This is a genomic window from Serratia sp. NPDC087055, from assembly GCF_044900985.1.
GTDB lineage: Bacteria > Pseudomonadota > Gammaproteobacteria > Enterobacterales > Enterobacteriaceae > Serratia.
This window is the reverse complement of the sequence record NZ_JBJDOG010000004.1, coordinates 114,138-134,707: the sequence shown is the minus strand read 5'-3', so window position 1 is coordinate 134,707 and position 20,570 is coordinate 114,138. Positions and strand designations below refer to the sequence as shown.

Genomic DNA, 20,570 nt, shown 5'->3' with positions numbered 1-20,570 from the left:
CGATGCCTGTGGCATTGAAACGTCTGACATTCGGCATGCTGCTGCTGTGCGCTTTCAGCGCGGCGGCGGCTTGCGAGTGGCCAGCCTGGCAACAGTACAAACAATTTTATATCAGCGAGCAGGGGCGGGTGATCGACCCGAGTAGTCCGAACCGTATCACCACCTCGGAAGGGCAGAGCTATGGCATGTTCTTCGCCCTGGTAGCGAACGATCGGCCTGCGTTCGACCAATTGCTGACGTGGACGGAAAACAATTTGGCCGCGGGCGATCTCAGTGCCCATTTACCCGCCTGGCTGTGGGGCGAGAACGATAAAAAACAGTGGACGGTACTGGACAGTAATTCTGCATCCGACGCGGATTTATGGATTGCCTACAATCTGCTGGAAGCGGGGCGCTTATGGAACAGTCGCCGTTATCAAACCCTTGGCACGTTGCTGTTGCAGCGAATTGCCCGCGAAGAGGTGGCAGATATTCCCGGCCTGGGCCTGATGCTGTTGCCGGGAAAGGTAGGGTTTGTGGCTGAAGACCGTTGGCGACTCAACCCGAGCTACCTGCCACCCCAACTGCTGGCCCGCTTTGCCGCCTTGAATGGCCCGTGGCGGGCGATGGAGCAAACCTATCTGCGACTGTGGCTGGAAACCGCGCCACACGGCTTCTCACCCGACTGGGTCGTGTGGCAGGTCGGCAAAGGTTGGCAACCGGATACCGTCAAGCCGAACGTGGGCAGTTATGACGCTATCCGGGTTTATCTGTGGGCCGGCATGTTGGCGGATGACGATAAACACAAGGCAGCGCTACTCAAGCAATTGCAGCCAATGGCGCAAGCCACGCTGACACAGGGCGTCCCCCCGGAGAAAACGGATACGGCCAGTGGCAAAACCAGCGGTGACGGCCCGGTGGGCTTCTCTGCTGCTTTGTTGCCGATGCTGGCGAACCAACCTGAGGCGTTGCAGGTACAGCGCCAACGCATTAAGCAAAATCCACCGGGTGATAATGCCTATTTCAGTGCCTCGCTGGTGCTGTTCGGTCAGGGATGGGATCAACAACGTTATCGTTTTAATCGGCAGGGTGAACTTGAACCCTCCTGGGGCAGCCAATGCGTAACTTCAGAATAAACTGGCTAGGCCTGGTGCCTTTAAGTCTGGCAATGCTGCCGCAGGCGCAGGGAGCGGAAACCGTTGCGCCGGAGCAATGGTTGTTGGAGCAGGTGCGGGTTGGGGAGGCCAGTAATAAGGATGAATTGGTCCGTCAGTCGCTTTACCGGCTCGAGTTAATGGACCCAAACAACCCGGACGTGATTTCAGCACGTATGCGTTTGGCGTTGCGGCAGGGGAATCAGGCGTTGGCGCAGCAGCAGTTAGATAAGCTGAAAAAGATTGCCCCGCAGTCCAGCGCTTATCGTCAGGCAGAAATGAATATGCTGCTGACGCAACCCGAAACCCGACAGAAACTGCAGCAGGCGCGCTTAATGGCGACAGCCGGCCGCCTGCCGGAGGCGAAGGCCCAGTATGATGACCTGTTCCATGGTGACCCGCCGACGCTTGAACTGGCGGTGGAATATTGGCGACTGGTTGCGCGGTTACCGGGGCAAGAAGCCGCAGCACTGAAACAACTGCAGGCGCTGGATCAGCAATATTCTGGCAACGTGCCGCTGCGGATGTCGTTGGCACGGATGTTATTTAGTCAGGACCGTGACGCACAGGCTTATGATTTATTGCAGAAAGTGGCAGCCGATCCCGCAGGGCGCGGTGATGCTGCGGATCTGTGGTTGGAAAAAGTGAAAGCGATGCCGGTCAGCCCGCAAAGTGTTGCGGCCCTTAACCGTTTCCTCGGGGTATTTGAAACCGGCGATCAGGCCGTCAGTGCCCAGCAGGAGCTGGCGAGGCAACAGGCACTGCTGTCGGATCCGGCCTATCTGGCACGGGTGCGCGGGTTGGCTCAGGTGGAAAAAGGAGGAAGCCGCGCTGCCATTCCTGAACTGAGAAAAGCGCTGGCAGCTTCCCCCAACGATGCTGAAGTCCTTGGCGCACTCGGGCAGGCCTATTCCCGTGCCGGCAATCGTCCGCAAGCATTAAGCTTGTTCCGTCAGGCATTACAGGCTGATAAAAGCGGTTACGGCAGCAGTAAATGGCAGAGCCTGATCAAGAGCAACAGCTATTGGTTGGCGGTCGATGAAGGTGACAAGGCGTTGAAAGCCGGCAATTTGACGTTGGCACAGCAGAAATATCAACAGGCACGGCAGATAGACAACAGTGATAGCAGCGCAGCGATCGGTCTGGGTGACGTTGCCGTGGCGCGTAAAGATGACGCCGCGGCCGAGCGTTTTTATCAGCAGGCACTTCGGCTGGATCCGAGCAGCGGCAGCGCGGTACGCGGTTTAGTCAATATCTACCAGCGCCAATCGCCTGAAAAGGCGTTGGCTTATCTCAATAGTCTGCCGCGTAGCCAGCAAAATAAATTGCGTAGCACCTTAGAGGGTTTGCAGCTCGACATGCTCAAAGAGCAGGCCGATCGGCTTGCAGAGCAAAAACAGTGGCACCAGGCGGCAGAGAAATATCGCCGTGCCCAGCAGATGGATCCTGATGATGTGTGGCTGACGTATCACTATGCGCAGACTTTGCGTCAGGCAGGGCAACCTGGGCAGGCGGATGCCCTGTTCAGGCGACTGGCGCAAAAGCAGCAGGGTAACCCGCAGCTGGCGTATGCCTACGCGCTGTATCTTTCCGGTAGCGATCGCGATCGGCAAGCGCTGGCAGAGTTGAATACATTGCCTGGCGCACAGTGGAACGACAATATGCGGGAATTGGCGCAGCGACTGAAAATGCAGCAGACGTTGGATCATGCCGAGCAACTGCGTGCCGCAGGCGACGAACCGGGTGCGATCGCTTATCTGCGTCGGCAACCCACAGATACCCGTATCGATCTCCAGTTGGCAGATTGGGCGCTGGCACGTGGTGACTATGATGCAGCCCTGGCGGACTATCAACGGGTGCGGGCGCGCGAACCGAATAACCCGGATGTGCAACTGGGTGAAATCGAGGCGTATGTGGCGCAAGGTAAACTGAGCGAGGCGCGCCAGCGGCTACAAACAGAAACGACGGTGCCCAATCCATCCAGCAACACTGAGCGACGGGTGGCTAACGCTTGGTACGCCGTCGGTGAGCCACAAAAAGCGACGGATATCTTTACCCGGCTGAAAACGACGGCACAGCAAGCGCCGCCAAGCCAGGCAAAAGCGCTGATTTATCGCGATGCGGCACGGCTCGAACGCGACCAATTGCAGCCGGCATTGGCGCAACAGGACTATAAACAAGCGATGGTGGCCAGTGGCATTGCACCGAAGCTTCCGTCGGATAACGACAGCTATACCTATCTGACGCGTAACAACCCGGGTGATGACTGGCTCAAACGCGGTATCCGTTCGGATGCGGGGGATCTCTACCGTCAGCAGGATGTTAATGTCACGCTCGATCATGACTACTGGGGGTCCAGCGGTACCGGTGGTATCTCTGATTACAAAGCCCACGACACCATGTTGCAGGTGGACATGCCGTTGTACGACGGACGGGCATTTTTCCGTTCGGATACCGTTCAGTTGGATGCCGGCAGGTTCTCCACCGACAGCAACGGCAAATATTATGAGACCTTTGGCACCTGTAATACTCAGGGCTGTAGCGGCGACGAACATCAGAAAGCTACCGGAACGAGCGTGGCGGTTGGCTGGAAGAACGATCGCTGGGAAGGTGATGTCGGCACTACACCTATGGGTTTTGATGTCGTCGATTGGGTGGGCGGACTGGCTTACAGCAACGACTGGAACCACATTGGTTGGACATTGGCGGCCTCGCGCCGGCCGATATCCAGCTCGCTGCTGGCATTTGGCGGTACCAAAGATCCGAACACCGGCACGACCTGGGGTGGAGTACGCGCCACTGGGGTCAGTCTGAGCGCCAGTTACGATCGCGGCGAGGCACACGGCGTTTGGGCCAACCTCAGTGCGCATCAACTGACCGGTAAAAATGTCGAAGATAACCAGCGCGAGCGTTTTATGGCGGGTTATTACTACAAATTGATCAACGAAGATAACCGCAGAGTGACCGTCGGGTTGAACACCATGCTGTGGCATTATCAGAAGGATTTGAGCGGTTACTCTCTCGGCCAGGGCGGTTACTACAGTCCGCAGCAATATATGTCGCTGGCGGTGCCGGTCAATTATCGCCAGCGTACCGAGAACTGGTCATGGGAGCTGGGTGGATCGGTGTCCTTGTCCCATTCGAAAACCAACAGCCAGGCGCGTTATCCGTTGCAGGGGCTGATTCCGGACTCGTTGCCGGACAAGTTTGCCGTGGAGGACGGCAGTTCCTCTTCCGGTTTCGGTTATACCCTGCGGGCCATTGTTGAGCGTCGCCTCAGTTCACACTGGACACTGGGCGCCGGGATCGATATTCAACAGGCGAAAGACTATACGCCGAGCCATGCATTGCTCTATTTACGCTATTCGATGGCCGGTTGGCAGGGCGACCTGGATTTACCGCCTCAACCGCTGACGCCGTACGCTGATTTTAAGTAACCCTCCTCAGGTGGATTCGGAGTGTCGAACACAGGGGAGTTTTGCTACCCTGTGTGAGTTTGAAGGCGACGTTGTCTTTGAACTCGAGATTCCCGGGTCTAGCGCCCCGGAGGTGCTCCGGCGGACAAGCCGCGACGGCCCCTTCGGCACGCTCTCCCTAATAACGGACTTTGTCAGCAGCCTGAACACGAGGTAGTTTTATTACCCTGAGTTCAGGCTGCGTCCCGCCAACGACGTTCACGGACAATGGCGGGGCGCGACCTTTCATTAGGAAAAGACTGAAACCCGCGGTTTTCTTAGGGAGCCAGCGGTTTGGCAGGGTAAAAGCGTTAGACAATCGAGTATACTCAGACCGGTTCAAGGGATGGGTATTATTCATCCCTTTTTTATTTCAGCCCGAATTAGCGGAGAGCAGGTTTGCGGGTCAGGCGTTCATTAACGATTAAACAGATGGCAACGGTGTCCGGTGTGGCGCTGGTGACGATCTGCATCTTTATCGTGATCCAGTTATTCCATTTTGTGCAGCAGCGCAGGGATGACTATGCCCAGCAACTGGAAAATATTGCTCACTCCGTGCGCCAGCCTCTGGCGGAGGCGGTGCTGCGCATGGATATACCCGAAACCAAACGTGTGTTGAACACATTGTTGCCGGTAGGGATTCTGACGCGTGCAGATATCGTGCTGCCGAATGAATTTCAGGCGTTACACGCCAATTTCCCACCGGAACGGCCAGTACCCACGCTGATCGCTCGCCTGTTTGAGTTGCCAATTCAGATTTCTGTTCCGCTCTATTCACTGGAGCGTGTGCCGGCTAACCCACAGCCGTTGGCTTATTTGGTACTGCAGGCCGATTCGTTCCGCATGTACCAATTTATTCTCAGCATATTGTCGACCATGCTGTCGACTTACTTACTGTTGGCGTTAATCCTGTCGATTGCCATTAGCTGGTGTATGAACCGACTGATGGTGCACCCGCTGCGCGCAATGGCCAAAGAGCTGGAAAATATTTCGCAGGAAGAAGCACCCTACCACCAACTGATGCTGCCAGCGTTGCATCAGGACGATGAGTTGGGGTTGTTGGTGCGTAACTACAACCGCAATCAGCAGCGGCTGGCAAGAGCCTATGCGGAGATGAGCCGCATGAGCACTCGCCATCCGGTGACAGAGTTGCCGAACCAGGCGCTGTTTACCGCGTTGCTGGAACAGCATATTGCCTCCAGTCTGCGGCCCGAGCGCTTTAATCTGCTGGTGATTGGCATTGAAACCTTGCACGAAGCATCGGGTGTGCTCAATCCGGCGATGAGAGAGTCACTGTTACTGACGCTGGCCAAAAAGCTACGTGCGTGTATCGATGAAAACGGCGTATTGGCGCAGTTGAGCAACACCGAGTTTGCCATTCTGGCCAAAGGCGTTGAGCGCCCCTTCCATGCGATGCAGCTGGCACGCCGCATCATGGCGCAGATCAATGCGCCGCTGAGCTTGCAGGAAATGCCGTTGAGGCCAAGTGCCAGCATCGGTATCGCGCATTACCTTAATTCGGGAGAGAGTGCGGAACAACTGCTGCGTAGCGCGACTTCGGCCATGATGTCAGCACATCGTGAAGGTAAAAATCAGGTGCTGTTTTTCGAGCCGAGCCTGACGGAGCGTACCCAAAAGCGGCTGACGCAGGAAAGTGAAATTCTGCAGGCCATTGAACAGCGTCGATTTACGCTATTTTTGCAGCCACAGATAGATATGCAGTCCAATGCGGTGATAGGCGCAGAAGCGCTGCTGCGTTGGCAGCAGTATGACGGCAGCTATACCCTTCCGGCAGATGTAATCCCGTTAGCTGAAGAGCTTGGGGTGATTGTGCCACTCGGTAACTGGGTGCTGGAGGAGGCATGCCGTATTTTGGCTGATTGGCAGAGCCGTGGTATCAGCATGCCGCTGGCGGTCAATGTGTCTCCCATCCAGATGCAGCATGAAGATTTTGTCCCGCATCTGAAAAGTGTGCTTGCGCAGCACCACATTGATCCGCGTAAGTTGCTGCTGGAAATTACCGAAACGGTACGTATTGACGATCTCGATCGTGCACTGGCCTTGCTACGTGAATTGCACGACCTGGGGCTGTCCATCGCATTGGATGACTTTGGTATGGGATATTCCAGCCTGAATTATCTGAACCGATTGAAATGCCTGCCGATCGATTTGATTAAAATCGACAAGAGCTTTATTCAGGGCCTGCCGACAGATGACGCCATGGTGCGTATCGTCAGTTCTATTTCTGAGGTATTGGCGCTGCCGGTGATGGCTGAAGGTGTCGAAAATGCCGAACAACGCGATTGGCTGCTACGACACGGTATTCATAGCGGGCAGGGCTTCCTGTTTGCCCGCCCGTTGCCGCGCAGTGAGTTTGAAGCCGAATTCTGCCAGCCACCCGCCTGATTTTACCTTTCTGATCTTTCGGGCGATTCCTGTGTCGCCCGCCCGCTGCCTCGTCCGAGAATGCCTGTCTTTACTACCGCTTTTGAGTTAATGCAAAGAAATGCTTACGCAATTTACAGCCTTGCATTTGGGCTGGCGCGTTTCAGCTCTTAAATTCGTATCAACATGTATCTATTGGTGCAACAAATTATTTCCATGTTGTTAGGTGGGTGTTATTTTCCGCGCAAGCGATGAACAGGCGAGATAACGAGAATACCGCCTGGTGCGTGTCTTCCCCCCCAAAGGATGTTCATATGAAATTCACTATCTTTAAGAGCCTCTATTTTCAGGTGTTGACGGCGATTACGCTGGGCATCCTGCTTGGTCATTTCTATCCTGACATTGGCGCACAGATGAAACCTCTGGGCGATGGATTCGTTAAACTGATTAAAATGATCATCGCGCCGGTGATCTTCTGTACCGTGGTGACGGGTATCGCGGGTATGGAGAGTATGAAAGCCGTCGGCCGTACCGGTGCGATCGCACTGCTCTATTTTGAAATCGTCAGTACCATTGCACTGTTGATTGGCCTGCTGATTGTTAACCTGGCCCAACCGGGCGCCGGGATGAACATCGATCCAGGGACTTTGGATGCCAAGGCGGTGGCCGTTTATGCTGAACAGGCCCAACAACAGGGCATTATTCCGTTCTTGCTGGATATCATCCCTGGTAGCGTCATCGGTGCCTTCGCCAGTGGCAACATTCTTCAGGTGTTGCTGTTCGCCGTACTGTTCGGTTTTGCCCTGCATCGTCTGGGTGATAAAGGCCAGCTGATCTTCAACGTTATCGACAGCTTCTCCCGCGTGATTTTCGGCATTATCAATATGATTATGCGCCTGGCGCCACTGGGTGCCTTCGGGGCGATGGCGTTTACTATCGGTAAATATGGCGTGGGTACGCTGTTGCAACTGGGTCAGCTGATCGCCTGTTTCTACATTACCTGCATTCTGTTTGTGGTGGTGGTGCTGGGCTCCATTGCCCGCGCCAACGGTTTCAGCATCTTCAAATTCGTTCGTTATATAAAAGAAGAACTGCTGATCGTGCTGGGGACTTCTTCTTCCGAGTCGGTGCTGCCGCGCATGCTCGACAAAATGGAGAAGCTGGGCTGTAAGAAATCGGTGGTGGGCTTGGTGATTCCGACCGGCTACTCGTTTAACCTGGACGGGACCTCTATCTACCTGACTATGGCGGCCGTGTTTATCGCGCAGGCGACCAACACCCATATGGACATCGTGCATCAGGTAACGCTGTTGGTGGTGTTGTTGCTGTCCTCTAAAGGGGCTGCAGGGGTGACCGGCAGCGGCTTTATCGTGCTGGCTGCCACTATTTCTGCTGTCGGCCACTTGCCGCTGGCCGGTCTCGCGTTAATTCTGGGCATTGACCGCTTCATGTCTGAAGCCCGTGCGTTGACTAACCTGGTCGGTAATGGTGTGGCAACGGTCGTCGTGGCTAAATGGTGTAAACAGTTGGATGAAAAGCAGTTGCAAGACACCCTGTCCAACAAGCAGGTAACAGGTGCCGATAAAACGCTGCCTTCAGCCTGATTGACTCCTCAAATCACCGGTTGCAGCCGCAACCGGTGACGTTTTATCCCCCCGCGTAATGAATTCTTGCATTAAAAAATCGGTTATCCATTATTTTTCACACTAATGAGTGACATCCGCAAAGGCGCGCGGTCTAACTCGATGGTACACTTTCTGCTTTCCGCCCCACTGTGAAACTCAGGGCGTATTTGTAGGTTGTTTGTCGCAGCCTAATATTCCGGTGAATGGAATATCCGCATTTGCATAAAGAAATTGGATAGTAATTAAGTAGGGGTTCACATGCAGGGCACCAGAATTCATCTCATAGTAGGTGGGCTGCTGTTGGCTGCAGCCAACAGCAGCGTGCAGGCTGAAGCACTACAACCCGATCCTGCCTGGCAGCAGGGGGCGTTGGCCAACGGGTTTTCATGGCAGATACTCGATACGCCGCAACGGCCGAGCGATCGCGTCGAGTTGCGGTTGATGGTCAACACTGGCTCGCTCGTCGAGTCTTCGCAGCAGATTGGCTTTGCCCATCTGCTGCCGCGCCTGTCATTGGCGCGCAGCGAAAGCTTTACCCCACCGCAGTTACGTTCACTGTGGCAACAGAGCGTGGACAGCGAGCGACCTTTGCCTCCGGCCATCAGCTCTTATGACTTCACCATTTATAATCTCAGCTTGCCGAATAACCGCCCAGACTTGCTGAAAGAGGCGCTGACGTGGCTTTCCGACACCACCGGCAAACTGGCGATTGACGAACATACGTTGCACGCGGTGATGAACGCTAGTGTCGATCCGGTTGGCACGTTCCCGCCAAACCCAAAAGATGCCTGGTGGCGCTATCGCCTAAAAGGCTCAACGCTGTTGGCGCACGATCCGGCTCAACCGCCGAAACGGCCTGTGAATGTCGACCAATTGAAGAAATTCTACCAGCAATGGTACACCCCCGACGCGATGACGTTATACGTTGTGGGCAAGGCGGACAGCCGCAGCTTGGGTGAGCAAATCAACAAAGCTTTCTCACCACTGAAAGGCAAGCGTGAAACTCCCGCTCTGATGCCGACGTTGACGCCGCTGCCACCGCAGCCGGTTAGCCTGATCAGTGAACAGGTTAAGCAGGATACGTTGTCGATTATGTGGGATGCGCCATGGCACCCGATCCGCGATTCGCAAAACCTGAGCCGTTATTGGCGTGGTGATATGGCGCGTGAGGCGTTGTTCTGGCATCTCCAACAGGTGCTGGAAAAAAGCGACCAGAAAAACCTGCATTTGGGCTTTGATTGCCGTGTGCAATACCAGCGTGCCCAATGTGCTATCCATCTCGACACGCCGAATAACAACCTGAACAACAGCCTGAGCTTTATTGCACGAGAGCTGGCTAACGTGCGTGACAATGGCCTGTCGCAGGATGAGTTTAACGCGCTGCTGGCGCAGAAAACCGATCAACTGAGCAAGCTGTTCGCCACCTATGCCCGTACCGATACGGACGTGCTGATGAGCCAGCGCTTGCGCTCGCAGCAGAGTGGCGTTGTGGATATCGCACCGGAGCAGTATCAGAAACTGCGTCAGGAGTTCTTGAGCGGGTTAACGCTTGAGGCGCTGAATCAGGAATTGAAACTACAGCTTTCGCAAGATGCGACGTTGGTGTTGATGCAGCCGAAGGGCGAGCCAGAGATGAGCATGAAGCAGCTACAGGAAACCTATAGCGGCATTATGTCTCCGGCCCCTGCCGTGGTGTCGGAAGAGGTCAAGCCGACCGACACCGCGCCCGCACCAGAGACCAGCGCACAGTAACGACAGAGGGGGCGTTTGCCCCCTTAGTTACGGTACAGCACTTTGATGATGTGGTAGCCGAACTGGGTTTTCACCGGGCCGTAGGGCTTCAACAATGGAATGCTGAACACCGCTTTATCAAAGGCGGCCACCATGGTGCCCTTGTTGAATTCACCCAAAGAGCCACCGTTGCGTTTTGACGGGCAGGTCGAGTATTTGCGCGCCAGCGTGTCAAAGCTGACACCACGTTTAAGCTTGGCCAGCAGTTCATCGGCCAGTTTTTCATTGTCTACCAGAATGTGCAGAGCGCACGCCGTCTTTGCCATGGTATTGCCTTTATCGATACAGAAATTGCGCTGATTATATACCCTAAATAATTGGAGGTGTATCAAGGCGGCAAGGGCGCTCTCAGGTCAGTGATTCGGGGGAGTGAATGCAGCCAACACAGGTGCAGCTTCAAGTATGACGGGTATACCCGTTAAATCTCATCGGGGCTTTCTGCTACAATCCCTTTCCACGTTATAAAGTCGAGCAATAAAGCGCCATGCGATTAAACCCCAGCCAACAACAAGCCGTCGAATTCGTTACCGGGCCCTGCCTGGTGCTGGCCGGTGCAGGTTCCGGCAAGACGCGCGTCATCACCAACAAAATCGCTCACCTGATCCACAACTGTGGTTATCAGGCGCGGCACATCGCCGCCGTGACCTTTACCAATAAGGCCGCACGAGAGATGAAAGAGCGTGTGGCGCAAACCATGGGGCGCAAAGAAGCGCGCGGGCTGATGATATCCACCTTCCACACGTTGGGCCTGGAAATCATTAAACGTGAATATGCCGCGTTGCAGATGAAGTCTAACTTTTCGCTGTTCGACGATCAGGATCAGCTGGCATTGCTGAAAGACCTGACCGAGAAATGGCTGGAGAATGACAAAACGCTGGTGGCGCAGCTGATCTCGACTATCTCCAATTGGAAAAATGACCTGGTCGATCCCAAAAAGGCTATGGAGCTGGCGCGTTCGGAACGCGACAAACTTTTTGCGCATTGCTATGGCCTGTATCACGCGCACATGCGTGCCTGTAACGTGCTGGATTTTGACGATTTGATCCTGCTGCCAACCTTGCTGTTGCAGCGTAATGAAGAGGTCCGCGAACGCTGGCAGAACCGTATTCGTTACCTGCTGGTGGATGAATATCAGGATACCAACACCAGTCAGTACGAGCTGGTGAAACTGTTGGTGGGCAACCGTGCGCGCTTTACCGTGGTGGGGGACGATGATCAGTCGATCTACTCCTGGCGCGGTGCACGTCCGCAGAACCTGGTGCTGTTGAAGGAAGACTTCCCAGCGTTGCAGGTGATCAAACTGGAACAGAACTACCGTTCGAGCGAGCGCATTCTGAAGGCGGCGAATATTTTGATCGCCAACAATCCACACGTGTTTGAAAAAAGGCTATTTTCCGAGCTGGGCTATGGCGAAGAACTGAAGGTAGTGACCGCCAATAACGAGGATCATGAGGCTGAGCGGGTCGTGGGGGAACTGATTGCCCATCACTTCGTGAAACGAACCAATTACGGTGATTATGCGATTCTTTATCGCGGCAACCATCAGTCGCGGCTGTTTGAAAAAATGCTGATGCAAAACCGTATCCCTTACAAGATTTCCGGCGGTACCTCGTTTTTCTCACGACCAGAAATCAAGGATCTGCTGGCCTACCTGCGCGTCCTGACTAACCCGGATGATGACAGCGCGTTTCTGCGTATCGTCAATACGCCGAAGCGTGAAATTGGCCCGGCAACGCTGCAAAAGCTGGGGGAGTGGGCTAACCAACGTAACAAAAGCCTTTTCCGTGCCAGTTTTGATCTCGGGTTGAGTCAGCATCTGACCGGCCGTGGGCTGGAGTCTTTGCAGCGCTTCACCCATTGGCTGGACGGCATTGCCCAGTTGGCGGAGCGCGAGCCGGTAGCCGCGGTACGCGATTTAATTCATGGCGTAGACTATGAAAGCTGGCTGTTTGAAACCTCGCCCAGCCCGAAAGCCGCCGAAATGCGCATGAAAAACGTTAATACCCTGTTTGGTTGGATGACGGAAATGCTGGAAGGCAGCGAGCTGGATGAACCCATGACGCTGACGCAGGTGGTGACGCGCTTTACGCTGCGGGACATGATGGAACGCGGTGAAAGTGATGAGGAGCTGGATCAGGTTCAGTTAATGACACTGCATGCCTCCAAAGGGTTGGAGTTCCCTTATGTCTTCCTGGTGGGGATGGAAGAGGGGCTGTTGCCACATCAGAGCAGCATTGACGAGGATAACGTTGATGAAGAGCGTCGCCTGGCTTATGTGGGGATCACGCGAGCCCAAAAAGAGCTGATTTTCACGCTGTGCCGTGAGCGTCGCCAGTATGGCGAGCTGGTGCGACCGGAACCGAGCCGTTTCTTGCTAGAACTGCCGCAGGATGATCTGGCGTGGGAAAGTGAACGTAAGGTGGTTAGTCCGCAAGAGCGAATGCAAAAAGGGCAGAGCCATTTGGCCAATATTCGTGCCCAGTTGGCCAAGGCCAAAGGCGAAAACTAAAAGAATGGGCGCGGTGAGCGCCCTTGTCATATCAACGTTGTTCTTCCAGGATGAGCGGCCAGTGCACATAGCTTTGCCAATGGCTTTCCTGATCCAGCGCTTCTGCGCGTAATGGATGCTGTTCAAGCCAGCCCGGTGGCAGGATCACTGTCAGTTCGTCATCATTATTGGCACGCAGGCGTACCGCAGGCAGCGTGTCGTCGCGACGACGGCTGGCAAAGATAATGGCCAAGCGCAGAATCCGGCATAAACGTTGCGCCATACGCGGTGGCAGTGCGTTTTGCTGGCTGAGCAGCGGCAGATCGATGGTGTTGCTTTGGTTTTGCAGCAGGGTGGCGAGCAGCTTTTTTTGCGCCGGGGTAAAACCGGGTAAATCCAGATGGCGGATCAGATAAGCGGCGTGTTGCGGCGCTTGCTTGAAATCAACACTGAGGCCAATTTCGTGGATCAGGCAGGCGCTGTGCAATAACTCGCGACATCGCGCATCCAATTGCCATTCATTACTGACCTGCTGCGAAAAGTTGGCAGCCAATTGGCTGACGCGTTCGGCCTGCTCGGTGTCCAACAGATAGCGACGTTGCAGGTTGCGAATCGTGCGGCTGCGAATATCCTGTTCCACTGGCAGGTGCAGCATGCCGTAGACCAAGCCTTCGCGCAGTGCGCCGCCAGCCAGCATCATGCTTTCAATACCCAGTTCCTGGAATATCGCCAGCAGGATGGATAGCCCACTGGGAAATACCAGCGCGCGTTCCAGCGTCAGCCCTTCAATTTCCAGCTCTTCCAACTTACCGCACTGAATGGCACGTTGTTTCAACTGACGCAGTTTGGACAGGGTGATACGTTCATCCATACCCTGCGCAACCATGATTTCCTGCAGTGCCTGGACGGTGCCGGAAGCGCCGACGCAGATCTGCCAACCGTGTTGACGCAGCTGTGGCGCAATAGGGCGCACCATTTCACGCGCAGCCTGTTCAGCCCGTTCGAAATTCTCCTGCCCCAGATTGCGATCGCTGAAAAAACGCTCCAGCCAGGTGACACACCCCATCGACAGGCTATACAGCTGGGCTGCTTGTGCGCCGGTACCTGTGACTAATTCGGTACTGCCGCCACCGATATCGACCACTAAACGTTGGTCTGGTCCACCGGTAGTATGGGCAACACCGTGGTAGATCAGGCGGGCTTCTTCCTCGCCGCTGATCACCTGGATCGGGCAACCAAGGATCTGCTCGGCAGTCTGTAGGAATTCATCGGCATTGCACGCCAGACGCAGCGTAGCCGTGGCGACTACGCGAATCTGTTCACGGGGAATGTCCTGCAGGCGTTCAGAGAACAGCTTCAAACATTGCCAACCGCGCTGCATGGCTTCTTGCGACAGGTGGTTGTTCTGATCCAGCCCGGCTGCCAGGCGCACTTTGCGCTTAATGCGCGCCAGTGTTTGAATACTGCCGGCTACCTCGCGCACCACCAACATGTGGAAGCTATTGGAGCCAAGGTCGATCGCGGCATAAAGTGCGCTGGAACTGAGCATTGTCTATCAGCCTGAACGTTTACGGTTGTTGCGCGGTGCACCGCCACGACGTGGCGAAGAGTTACGACGCGGGCCGTTGCCACCGCGTGGGCGAGCCAGGCGCTTAGGCGCAGGCAAGTCACTCATTAAGGCATCGCTGTTGTACTTGCTCACTGGAATGCTGTGGCCGGTATAGGTTTCGATCGCCGGCAGGTTGAGCGCATACTCTTCACAGGCCAGACTGATGGAGTGACCGCTTTCGCCGGCACGACCGGTACGACCAATACGGTGGACATAGTCCTCGCAGTCGTCAGGCAGATCGTAGTTGAATACGTGCGTAACCAGCGGGATGTGAAGACCGCGGGCGGCGACGTCGGTGGCAACCAGAATATCCAGGTTACCCTTGGTGAAATCGTCCAGAATACGCAGACGCTTCTTCTGCGCGACATCGCCGGTCAACAGGCCTACACGGTGACCATCGGCGGCCAGATGGCCCCAAATGTCTTCACAGCGATGCTTGGTGTTGGCGAAGATGATGCAGCGGTCAGGCCATTCTTCTTCGATCAGCGTCTGTAACAGGCGCATTTTTTCTTCGTTGGACGGGTAGAACAACTCTTCTTTAATGCGGTGGCCGGTTTTCTGTTCCGGTTCCACTTCAACATATTCAGCGTTGTTCATTTGTTCGAAAGCCAGCTCGCGTACGCGATAAGACAACGTGGCAGAGAACAGCATGTTCAGGCGTTGATCGACCGGAGGCATACGACGGAACAACCAGCGGATATCTTTGATAAAGCCCAGATCGTACATACGATCGGCCTCATCCAATACCACAACCTGGATTGCGCTCAGGTCAATATAGTTTTGTTTGGCGTAATCGATCAAACGACCGGTAGTACCGACCAGGATATCCACGCCGCTTTCCAGCACTTTCAGCTGTTTGTCGTAGCCGTCGCCACCGTATGCCAGGCCAAGTTTCAGGCCGGTAGATTTGGACAGGGCTTCTGCGTCGGAGTGGATCTGTACCGCCAGCTCACGCGTTGGCGCCATGATCAAGGCGCGCGGCTGATTGGTCTGGCGATCCTGTTTCGCCGGGTGAGAAAGCAAATAGTGAAAAGTAGACGCTAAAAATGCCAGCGTCTTTCCGGTACCGGTTTGCGCCTGACCTGCAACGTCACGCCCAGAGAGCGTGAGCGGCAATGCTAACGCCTGGATAGGCGTGCAATGTTGAAACCCTTTCTTTTCAAGGGCTTCAAGGACTAACGGGTGCAGGGCGAAGTCGGAAAACTTCTGTTCGGTCAAGTGTGTTTTGCTCATAGTGTGGTAGAATATCAGCTAACTATTGCTTTACGAAAGCGTATCCGGTGAAATAAAGTCACCTTAGGTTGGTTAATGCTACACCAACAAGGTAGACACAATCCTTTGGAGTAGAACATGAGCGATAAAATTATTCACCTGACTGACAGCAGCTTCGACACCGACGTGCTGAAAGCTGAAGGGCCAATCCTGGTCGATTTCTGGGCTGAATGGTGTGGGCCGTGCAAGATGATTGCTCCGATTCTGGATGAGATTGCCGAGGAGTTCGAAGGCAAGCTGACCATCACCAAGCTGAATATCGACCAAAACCCGGCAACCGCACCTAAGTACGGTATCCGTGGTATCCCTACGCTGTTGTTGTTCAAGAACGGTGAAGTGGCTGCGACCAAGGTTGGTGCGTTGTCCAAAGGCCAGCTCAAAGATTTCCTTAACGCGAATCTGTAATTGGGCGAGAAGCCGTATGCCCAATGGATTTGACACTGCGGTTCACAACGTCGCAGTGTGAGAGGCAACGGGGATATACAGGCGTCTGGCGGGGATGTTCAATTCACCGCTAGACGCCTGCCAAGAAGCGTGTTAAGTTTAACCATACTGCATATAGAACTTGCCCGAAGTTTTAAATCTAAAGAGTCTAAATCTAAAGCGTTACTCTGTGTTGAACCGCTGGCGTTGAAAGAAAAATGAACTCAGCCCGTGTTTTAACAATCAAACGGTTTTGCAAAATCAATTTTAAGGTACCTTCGATCTTAAACCGTCAATGCGCGCGTCCTCTGTAAGCCATTTCTTACCGTGACAGCTCAGCGCCCGGTGATCGAACGTCCAGTAAACAGGCACGAATATCCAATGGATTTCAGGGTGTGGCCAGTCGGCAACCGAACGAATCTCCGTAGCTTAGTCCGCTAAGTGGCTGGGGTTAACACGGGAAGCCAACGCAACCACCAGAAAGCCGAAAGATATATCCCGCTGCCATACCATTCACGATATAAGTTCGAGACATACCCCGAGTTTAAGAACCCACCACTATGAATCTTACCGAATTAAAGAATACGCCGGTTTCTGAGCTGATTACTCTCGGCGAAAATATGGGGCTGGAAAACCTTGCCCGTATGCGCAAGCAGGACATTATCTTCTCTATCCTTAAGCAGCATGCGAAAAGTGGAGAAGATATCTTCGGCGATGGCGTGTTGGAGATATTGCAAGATGGATTTGGTTTCCTCCGCTCTGGAGACAGCTCCTACCTTGCAGGCCCCGACGACATCTACGTATCCCCTAGCCAAATCCGCCGTTTCAACCTCCGTACAGGTGACACCATTTCCGGTAAGATTCGTCCGCCAAAAGAAGGCGAGCGTTACTTTGCCCTGTTGAAAGTTAATGAAGTTAACTACGACAAACCGGAAAACGCCCGCAGCAAGATCCTGTTCGAGAACTTAACACCACTGCATGCCAACTCCCGTCTGCGGATGGAACGCGGTAACGGCTCAACCGAAGACTTGACCGCACGCGTGCTGGACCTGGCTTCACCGATTGGTCGTGGTCAACGTGGTCTGATTGTTGCTCCGCCGAAAGCCGGTAAAACCATGCTGCTGCAGAACATTGCGCAGAGCATCGCCTACAACCATCCAGACTGCGTGCTGATGGTTCTGCTGATCGACGAACGTCCGGAAGAAGTGACCGAGATGCAGCGTCTGGTTAAGGGCGAAGTTATTGCTTCTACCTTTGATGAACCAGCCTCGCGCCACGTTCAGGTTGCAGAAATGGTGATCGAGAAGGCCAAGCGCCTGGTCGAGCACAAAAAAGACGTTATCATCTTGCTTGACTCCATTACTCGTCTGGCGCGTGCCTACAACACCGTAGTACCGGCTTCCGGTAAAGTGTTGACCGGTGGTGTGGATGCCAACGCCCTGCATCGTCCTAAGCGTTTCTTCGGTGCGGCACGTAACGTTGAGGAAGGCGGCAGCCTGACCATCATCGCTACTGCGCTGGTCGACACCGGGTCGAAAATGGACGAAGTTATCTACGAAGAGTTTAAAGGTACCGGCAACATGGAATTACACCTGGCGCGTAAAATCGCCGAGAAGCGTGTATTCCCTGCGATCGACTACAACCGCTCGGGTACACGTAAAGAAGAATTACTTACCACGTCTGAAGAGCTGCAGAAAATGTGGATCCTGCGTAAAATCATTCACCCAATGGGTGAGATTGATGCGATGGAGTTCCTCATTAACAAGTTGGCCATGACCAAGACCAATGATGAATTCTTCGATATGATGAAGCGCTCATAATGACGATGCGCTCATAATTGAGTAAAAAATTCAGAGAACGCCACGCCTAGTCGTGGCGTTTTTTGCTTTTGGCAGATACGATAAGTAACAGAAATGGAAACGTAAGTCATTTTCGTGACTTACTGAGAATTCATCTTATTTGCGGTCGATGTTTCGTCGTTCGCGCTTTGTTACTGTCGAAACAGCAAGCAGGCAAGGTGAAATAAGAATGAGTGGCTGTTGTCATAGGAAATGACTGAAAGGTAGCGGGATCCCATGGCGCAACCTGTCGCCCGTGTTAAGCTGCCTTATCTTCTACAGAGATCTTGTTAACTGTGAACTTACTCACTATGAGTACTGAAATTCTATTTGTTTTCCTGTTTTCTTTGGCTTTTCTCTTTGTTGCCCGTAAAGCAGCAAAACGTATTGGTCTGGTTGATAAACCGAATTACCGTAAACGGCATCAGGGGCTCATTCCTCTGGTCGGGGGTATTTCTGTTTATGCCGGATTGTGCTTTGCCTTCCTTATTTCTGACCAAACGATTGCGCATGGCAAACTCTACCTCGCTTGTGCGGGGATATTAGTGTTCGTTGGTGCTCTTGACGATCGTTTCGACATCAGCGTTAAAATTCGTGCGCTGGTTCAGGCACTGGTTGGCATTGCGATGATGGTCTTTGCTGGGCTCTACTTGCGCAGTTTTGGCCATGTGCTGGGTGACTGGGAAATGCAGCTGGGGCCGTTCGGCTACCTGGTGACGCTGTTCGCCGTTTGGGCGGCCATCAATGCTTTTAACATGGTGGATGGCATTGACGGCCTGCTGGGAGGGCTGTCATGCGTATCTTTCGGTGCGCTGGGCGTATTGTTATATCTGAGCGGTCATTCTGATCTGGCCTTCTGGTGTTTCGCGATGATTGCCGCCATCGTGCCTTATATCCTGCTTAACCTCGGCATTCTTGGTCGGCGGTATAAGGTGTTTATGGGCGATGCCGGCAGTACGTTGATCGGTTTCACCGCCATTTGGCTGCTGCTGCAAAGCTCGCAGGGTAAAGCTCATTCTATTAACCCTGTCACTGCGTTGTGGATTATCGCTATTCCGCTGATGGACATGATTGCCATCATGTACCGTCGCTTACGTAAGGGGATGAGTCCCTTTTCCCCAGACCGTCAACATATTCACCATTTGATCATGCGTGCGGGCTTCACGCCGCGGCAGGCTTTTGTGCTGATTACGCTGGCAGCTGCGCTGCTGGCTGCCATCGGTGTGTTGGGTGAACGCCTTACTTTCATCCCTGAATGGGTAATGTTGGCATTATTCTTGCTTGCTTTCTTCTTATACGGTTACTGCATTAAACGCGCCTGGCGTGTTGCACGTTACATTAAGCGTATCAAACGTCGTCTGCGGCGTTCGAACAGCAATAAGCAAGTATCTTAATCAGAGGCTTTTGGGCAGTGATGAATCCAGAAACAATGTCTAACAAGAACGCCCCGGCAGTGGATAACGAACTCGATATCCGTGGCCTGTGTTGTACCCTGTGGCGCGGTAAACCATGGATTATTGGTATTGCGGCATTGTTTGCCGTGGTTGCGCTGGTCGTTTCCTACCTGGTGAAACAGGAATGGAGTGCAACGGCGATTACTGACAGGCCAACCGTAAATGCATTGGGCGGTTATTACTCCCAACAACAATTCCTGCGCAATCTGGATGTAAGAACCATGCCAGCCGCTGCCAGTGAGCAGCCAGGCATTGCTGACGAAGCGTATAATGAATTCATTATGCAGTTGGCCGCTTACGATACACGTCGTGATTTTTGGCTGCAGAGCGATTATTACAAGCAGCGTCAGGAAGGCGATGCGGGCGCTGATGCGGCATTGCTCGACGAACTGATTAACAACATACAGTTTACTGCGCGTGATGATAAAAAAGTGCCGAACGACGGTGTGAAATTGACGGCGGAAACGGCGGCAGATGCTAACCGTCTGCTGCGCCAGTACGTCGCCTTTGCCAGCCACCGTGCAGCACAGCACTTGAACGAAGAGATCCAGGGGGCTTGGGCTGCCCGTACCACCTCGATGAAAGCGCAGGTCAAGCGCCAGGAAGCGGTCGCAGAGGCGGTGTATAAGCGCGAGTTGAATACCATTCAACAGGCGTTGAAAATTGCCGAAACGCAGGGTATCAGCCGGACTCAAACCGATACACCGGCAGAACAGCTGCCAGACTCCGATCTGTTCCTGCTGGGCAAACCTATGCTGCAGGCACGCCTGGAGGGGTTACAGGCTTCGGGGCCTACATTCGATCTGGATTACGATCAAAATCGTGCGATGCTGTCGACATTGAACGTTGGCCCGACGTTGGACGAAAAGTTTCAGACTTACCGCTATTTGCGGACGCCTGAAGAGCCGGTAAAACGTGATAGCCCGCGGCGGATATTCTGGCTGATCATGTGGGGCGCGATGGGTGCTTTGGTTGGCGCAGGTGTTGCCCTGGTGCGTCGGCCGCGTAATTAAAAATAATATAATAATTCGCTGATGGGCGCGTAAGCGCCCAATTCGCAGGTACGCCTGCGGTTAACCGACCAAAAGAGATTCGCT

At 54.0% G+C, this 20,570-nt stretch carries 13 protein-coding genes; 10 read left to right on the top strand and 3 right to left on the bottom strand.

Going from position 1 to position 20,570, the window contains the following annotated elements; translation table 11 throughout:
- Nucleotides 1–2 precede the first annotated feature (2 nt).
- The 5 genes from bcsZ to ACI2J2_RS18780 all read left to right on the top strand — a co-directional run bounded on the left by bcsZ (nt 3) and on the right by ACI2J2_RS18780 (nt 10,350).
- Nucleotides 3–1,115: a cellulose synthase complex periplasmic endoglucanase BcsZ gene (bcsZ, locus tag ACI2J2_RS18800; RefSeq protein WP_404760602.1), complete on the top strand. Its 1,113-nt coding sequence runs from the start codon at nt 3–5 to the stop codon at nt 1,113–1,115.
- Nucleotides 1,097–4,570, top strand: a complete 3,474-nt coding sequence (gene bcsC, locus ACI2J2_RS18795; protein WP_404760601.1) for a cellulose synthase complex outer membrane protein BcsC — start codon at nt 1,097–1,099, stop codon at nt 4,568–4,570. The genes bcsZ and bcsC overlap by 19 nt, the downstream gene beginning before the upstream one ends.
- A 417-nt stretch (nt 4,571–4,987) precedes the next feature.
- Complete coding sequence (gene hmsP / locus ACI2J2_RS18790; protein ID WP_209637858.1) at nt 4,988–6,994, top strand: biofilm formation regulator HmsP; 2,007 nt, start codon at nt 4,988–4,990, stop codon at nt 6,992–6,994.
- Nucleotides 6,995–7,287: 293 nt separating this feature from the next.
- Nucleotides 7,288–8,577: a dicarboxylate/amino acid:cation symporter gene (locus ACI2J2_RS18785; protein ID WP_209637856.1), complete on the top strand. Its 1,290-nt coding sequence runs from the start codon at nt 7,288–7,290 to the stop codon at nt 8,575–8,577.
- Between the two features lie 279 nt (nt 8,578–8,856).
- Nucleotides 8,857–10,350 carry a M16 family metallopeptidase gene (locus tag ACI2J2_RS18780; RefSeq protein WP_404760600.1) on the top strand — a complete coding sequence of 498 codons (1,494 nt, stop codon included), beginning with the start codon at nt 8,857–8,859 and terminating at the stop codon, nt 10,348–10,350.
- A 23-nt stretch (nt 10,351–10,373) separates the two neighbouring features.
- Here ACI2J2_RS18780 and ppiC read toward each other — a convergent pair whose 3' ends face one another.
- Nucleotides 10,374–10,655: a peptidylprolyl isomerase PpiC gene (gene ppiC / locus ACI2J2_RS18775; protein WP_037422904.1), complete on the bottom strand. Its 282-nt coding sequence runs from the start codon at nt 10,653–10,655 to the stop codon at nt 10,374–10,376.
- Between the two features lie 218 nt (nt 10,656–10,873).
- Between ppiC and rep the strand changes: the two genes are divergently transcribed.
- Complete coding sequence (gene rep, locus ACI2J2_RS18770) at nt 10,874–12,898, top strand: DNA helicase Rep (RefSeq protein ID WP_404760599.1); 2,025 nt, start codon at nt 10,874–10,876, stop codon at nt 12,896–12,898.
- A 31-nt stretch (nt 12,899–12,929) separates the two neighbouring features.
- Here rep and ppx read toward each other — a convergent pair whose 3' ends face one another.
- Nucleotides 12,930–14,426 (bottom strand): exopolyphosphatase, encoded by a 1,497-nt coding sequence (gene ppx, locus ACI2J2_RS18765; RefSeq protein ID WP_209637850.1) that lies wholly within the window; start codon nt 14,424–14,426, stop codon nt 12,930–12,932.
- Between the two features lie 6 nt (nt 14,427–14,432).
- Nucleotides 14,433–15,719, bottom strand: a complete 1,287-nt coding sequence (rhlB, locus tag ACI2J2_RS18760; RefSeq protein WP_209637847.1) for an ATP-dependent RNA helicase RhlB — start codon at nt 15,717–15,719, stop codon at nt 14,433–14,435.
- 117 nt (nt 15,720–15,836) lie between these two features.
- On the opposite strand from rhlB, the gene trxA reads away from it, so the two are divergent.
- The 4 genes from trxA to wzzE all read left to right on the top strand — a co-directional run bounded on the left by trxA (nt 15,837) and on the right by wzzE (nt 20,486).
- Nucleotides 15,837–16,163 (top strand): thioredoxin TrxA, encoded by a 327-nt coding sequence (gene trxA / locus ACI2J2_RS18755; protein WP_209637845.1) that lies wholly within the window; start codon nt 15,837–15,839, stop codon nt 16,161–16,163.
- Nucleotides 16,164–16,741: 578 nt separating this feature from the next.
- Nucleotides 16,742–18,001, top strand: coding sequence for a transcription termination factor Rho (gene rho / locus ACI2J2_RS18750; protein WP_037422810.1), 1,260 nt, complete (start codon nt 16,742–16,744; stop codon nt 17,999–18,001).
- A 314-nt stretch (nt 18,002–18,315) separates the two neighbouring features.
- On the top strand, nt 18,316–19,413 hold the full coding sequence (gene wecA / locus ACI2J2_RS18745; RefSeq protein ID WP_209637843.1) for a UDP-N-acetylglucosamine--undecaprenyl-phosphate N-acetylglucosaminephosphotransferase: 1,098 nt from the start codon (nt 18,316–18,318) through the stop codon (nt 19,411–19,413).
- Between the two features lie 20 nt (nt 19,414–19,433).
- Nucleotides 19,434–20,486 carry an ECA polysaccharide chain length modulation protein gene (gene wzzE / locus ACI2J2_RS18740; protein WP_209637841.1) on the top strand — a complete coding sequence of 351 codons (1,053 nt, stop codon included), beginning with the start codon at nt 19,434–19,436 and terminating at the stop codon, nt 20,484–20,486.
- The last annotated feature ends 84 nt before the right edge of the window (nt 20,487–20,570 follow it).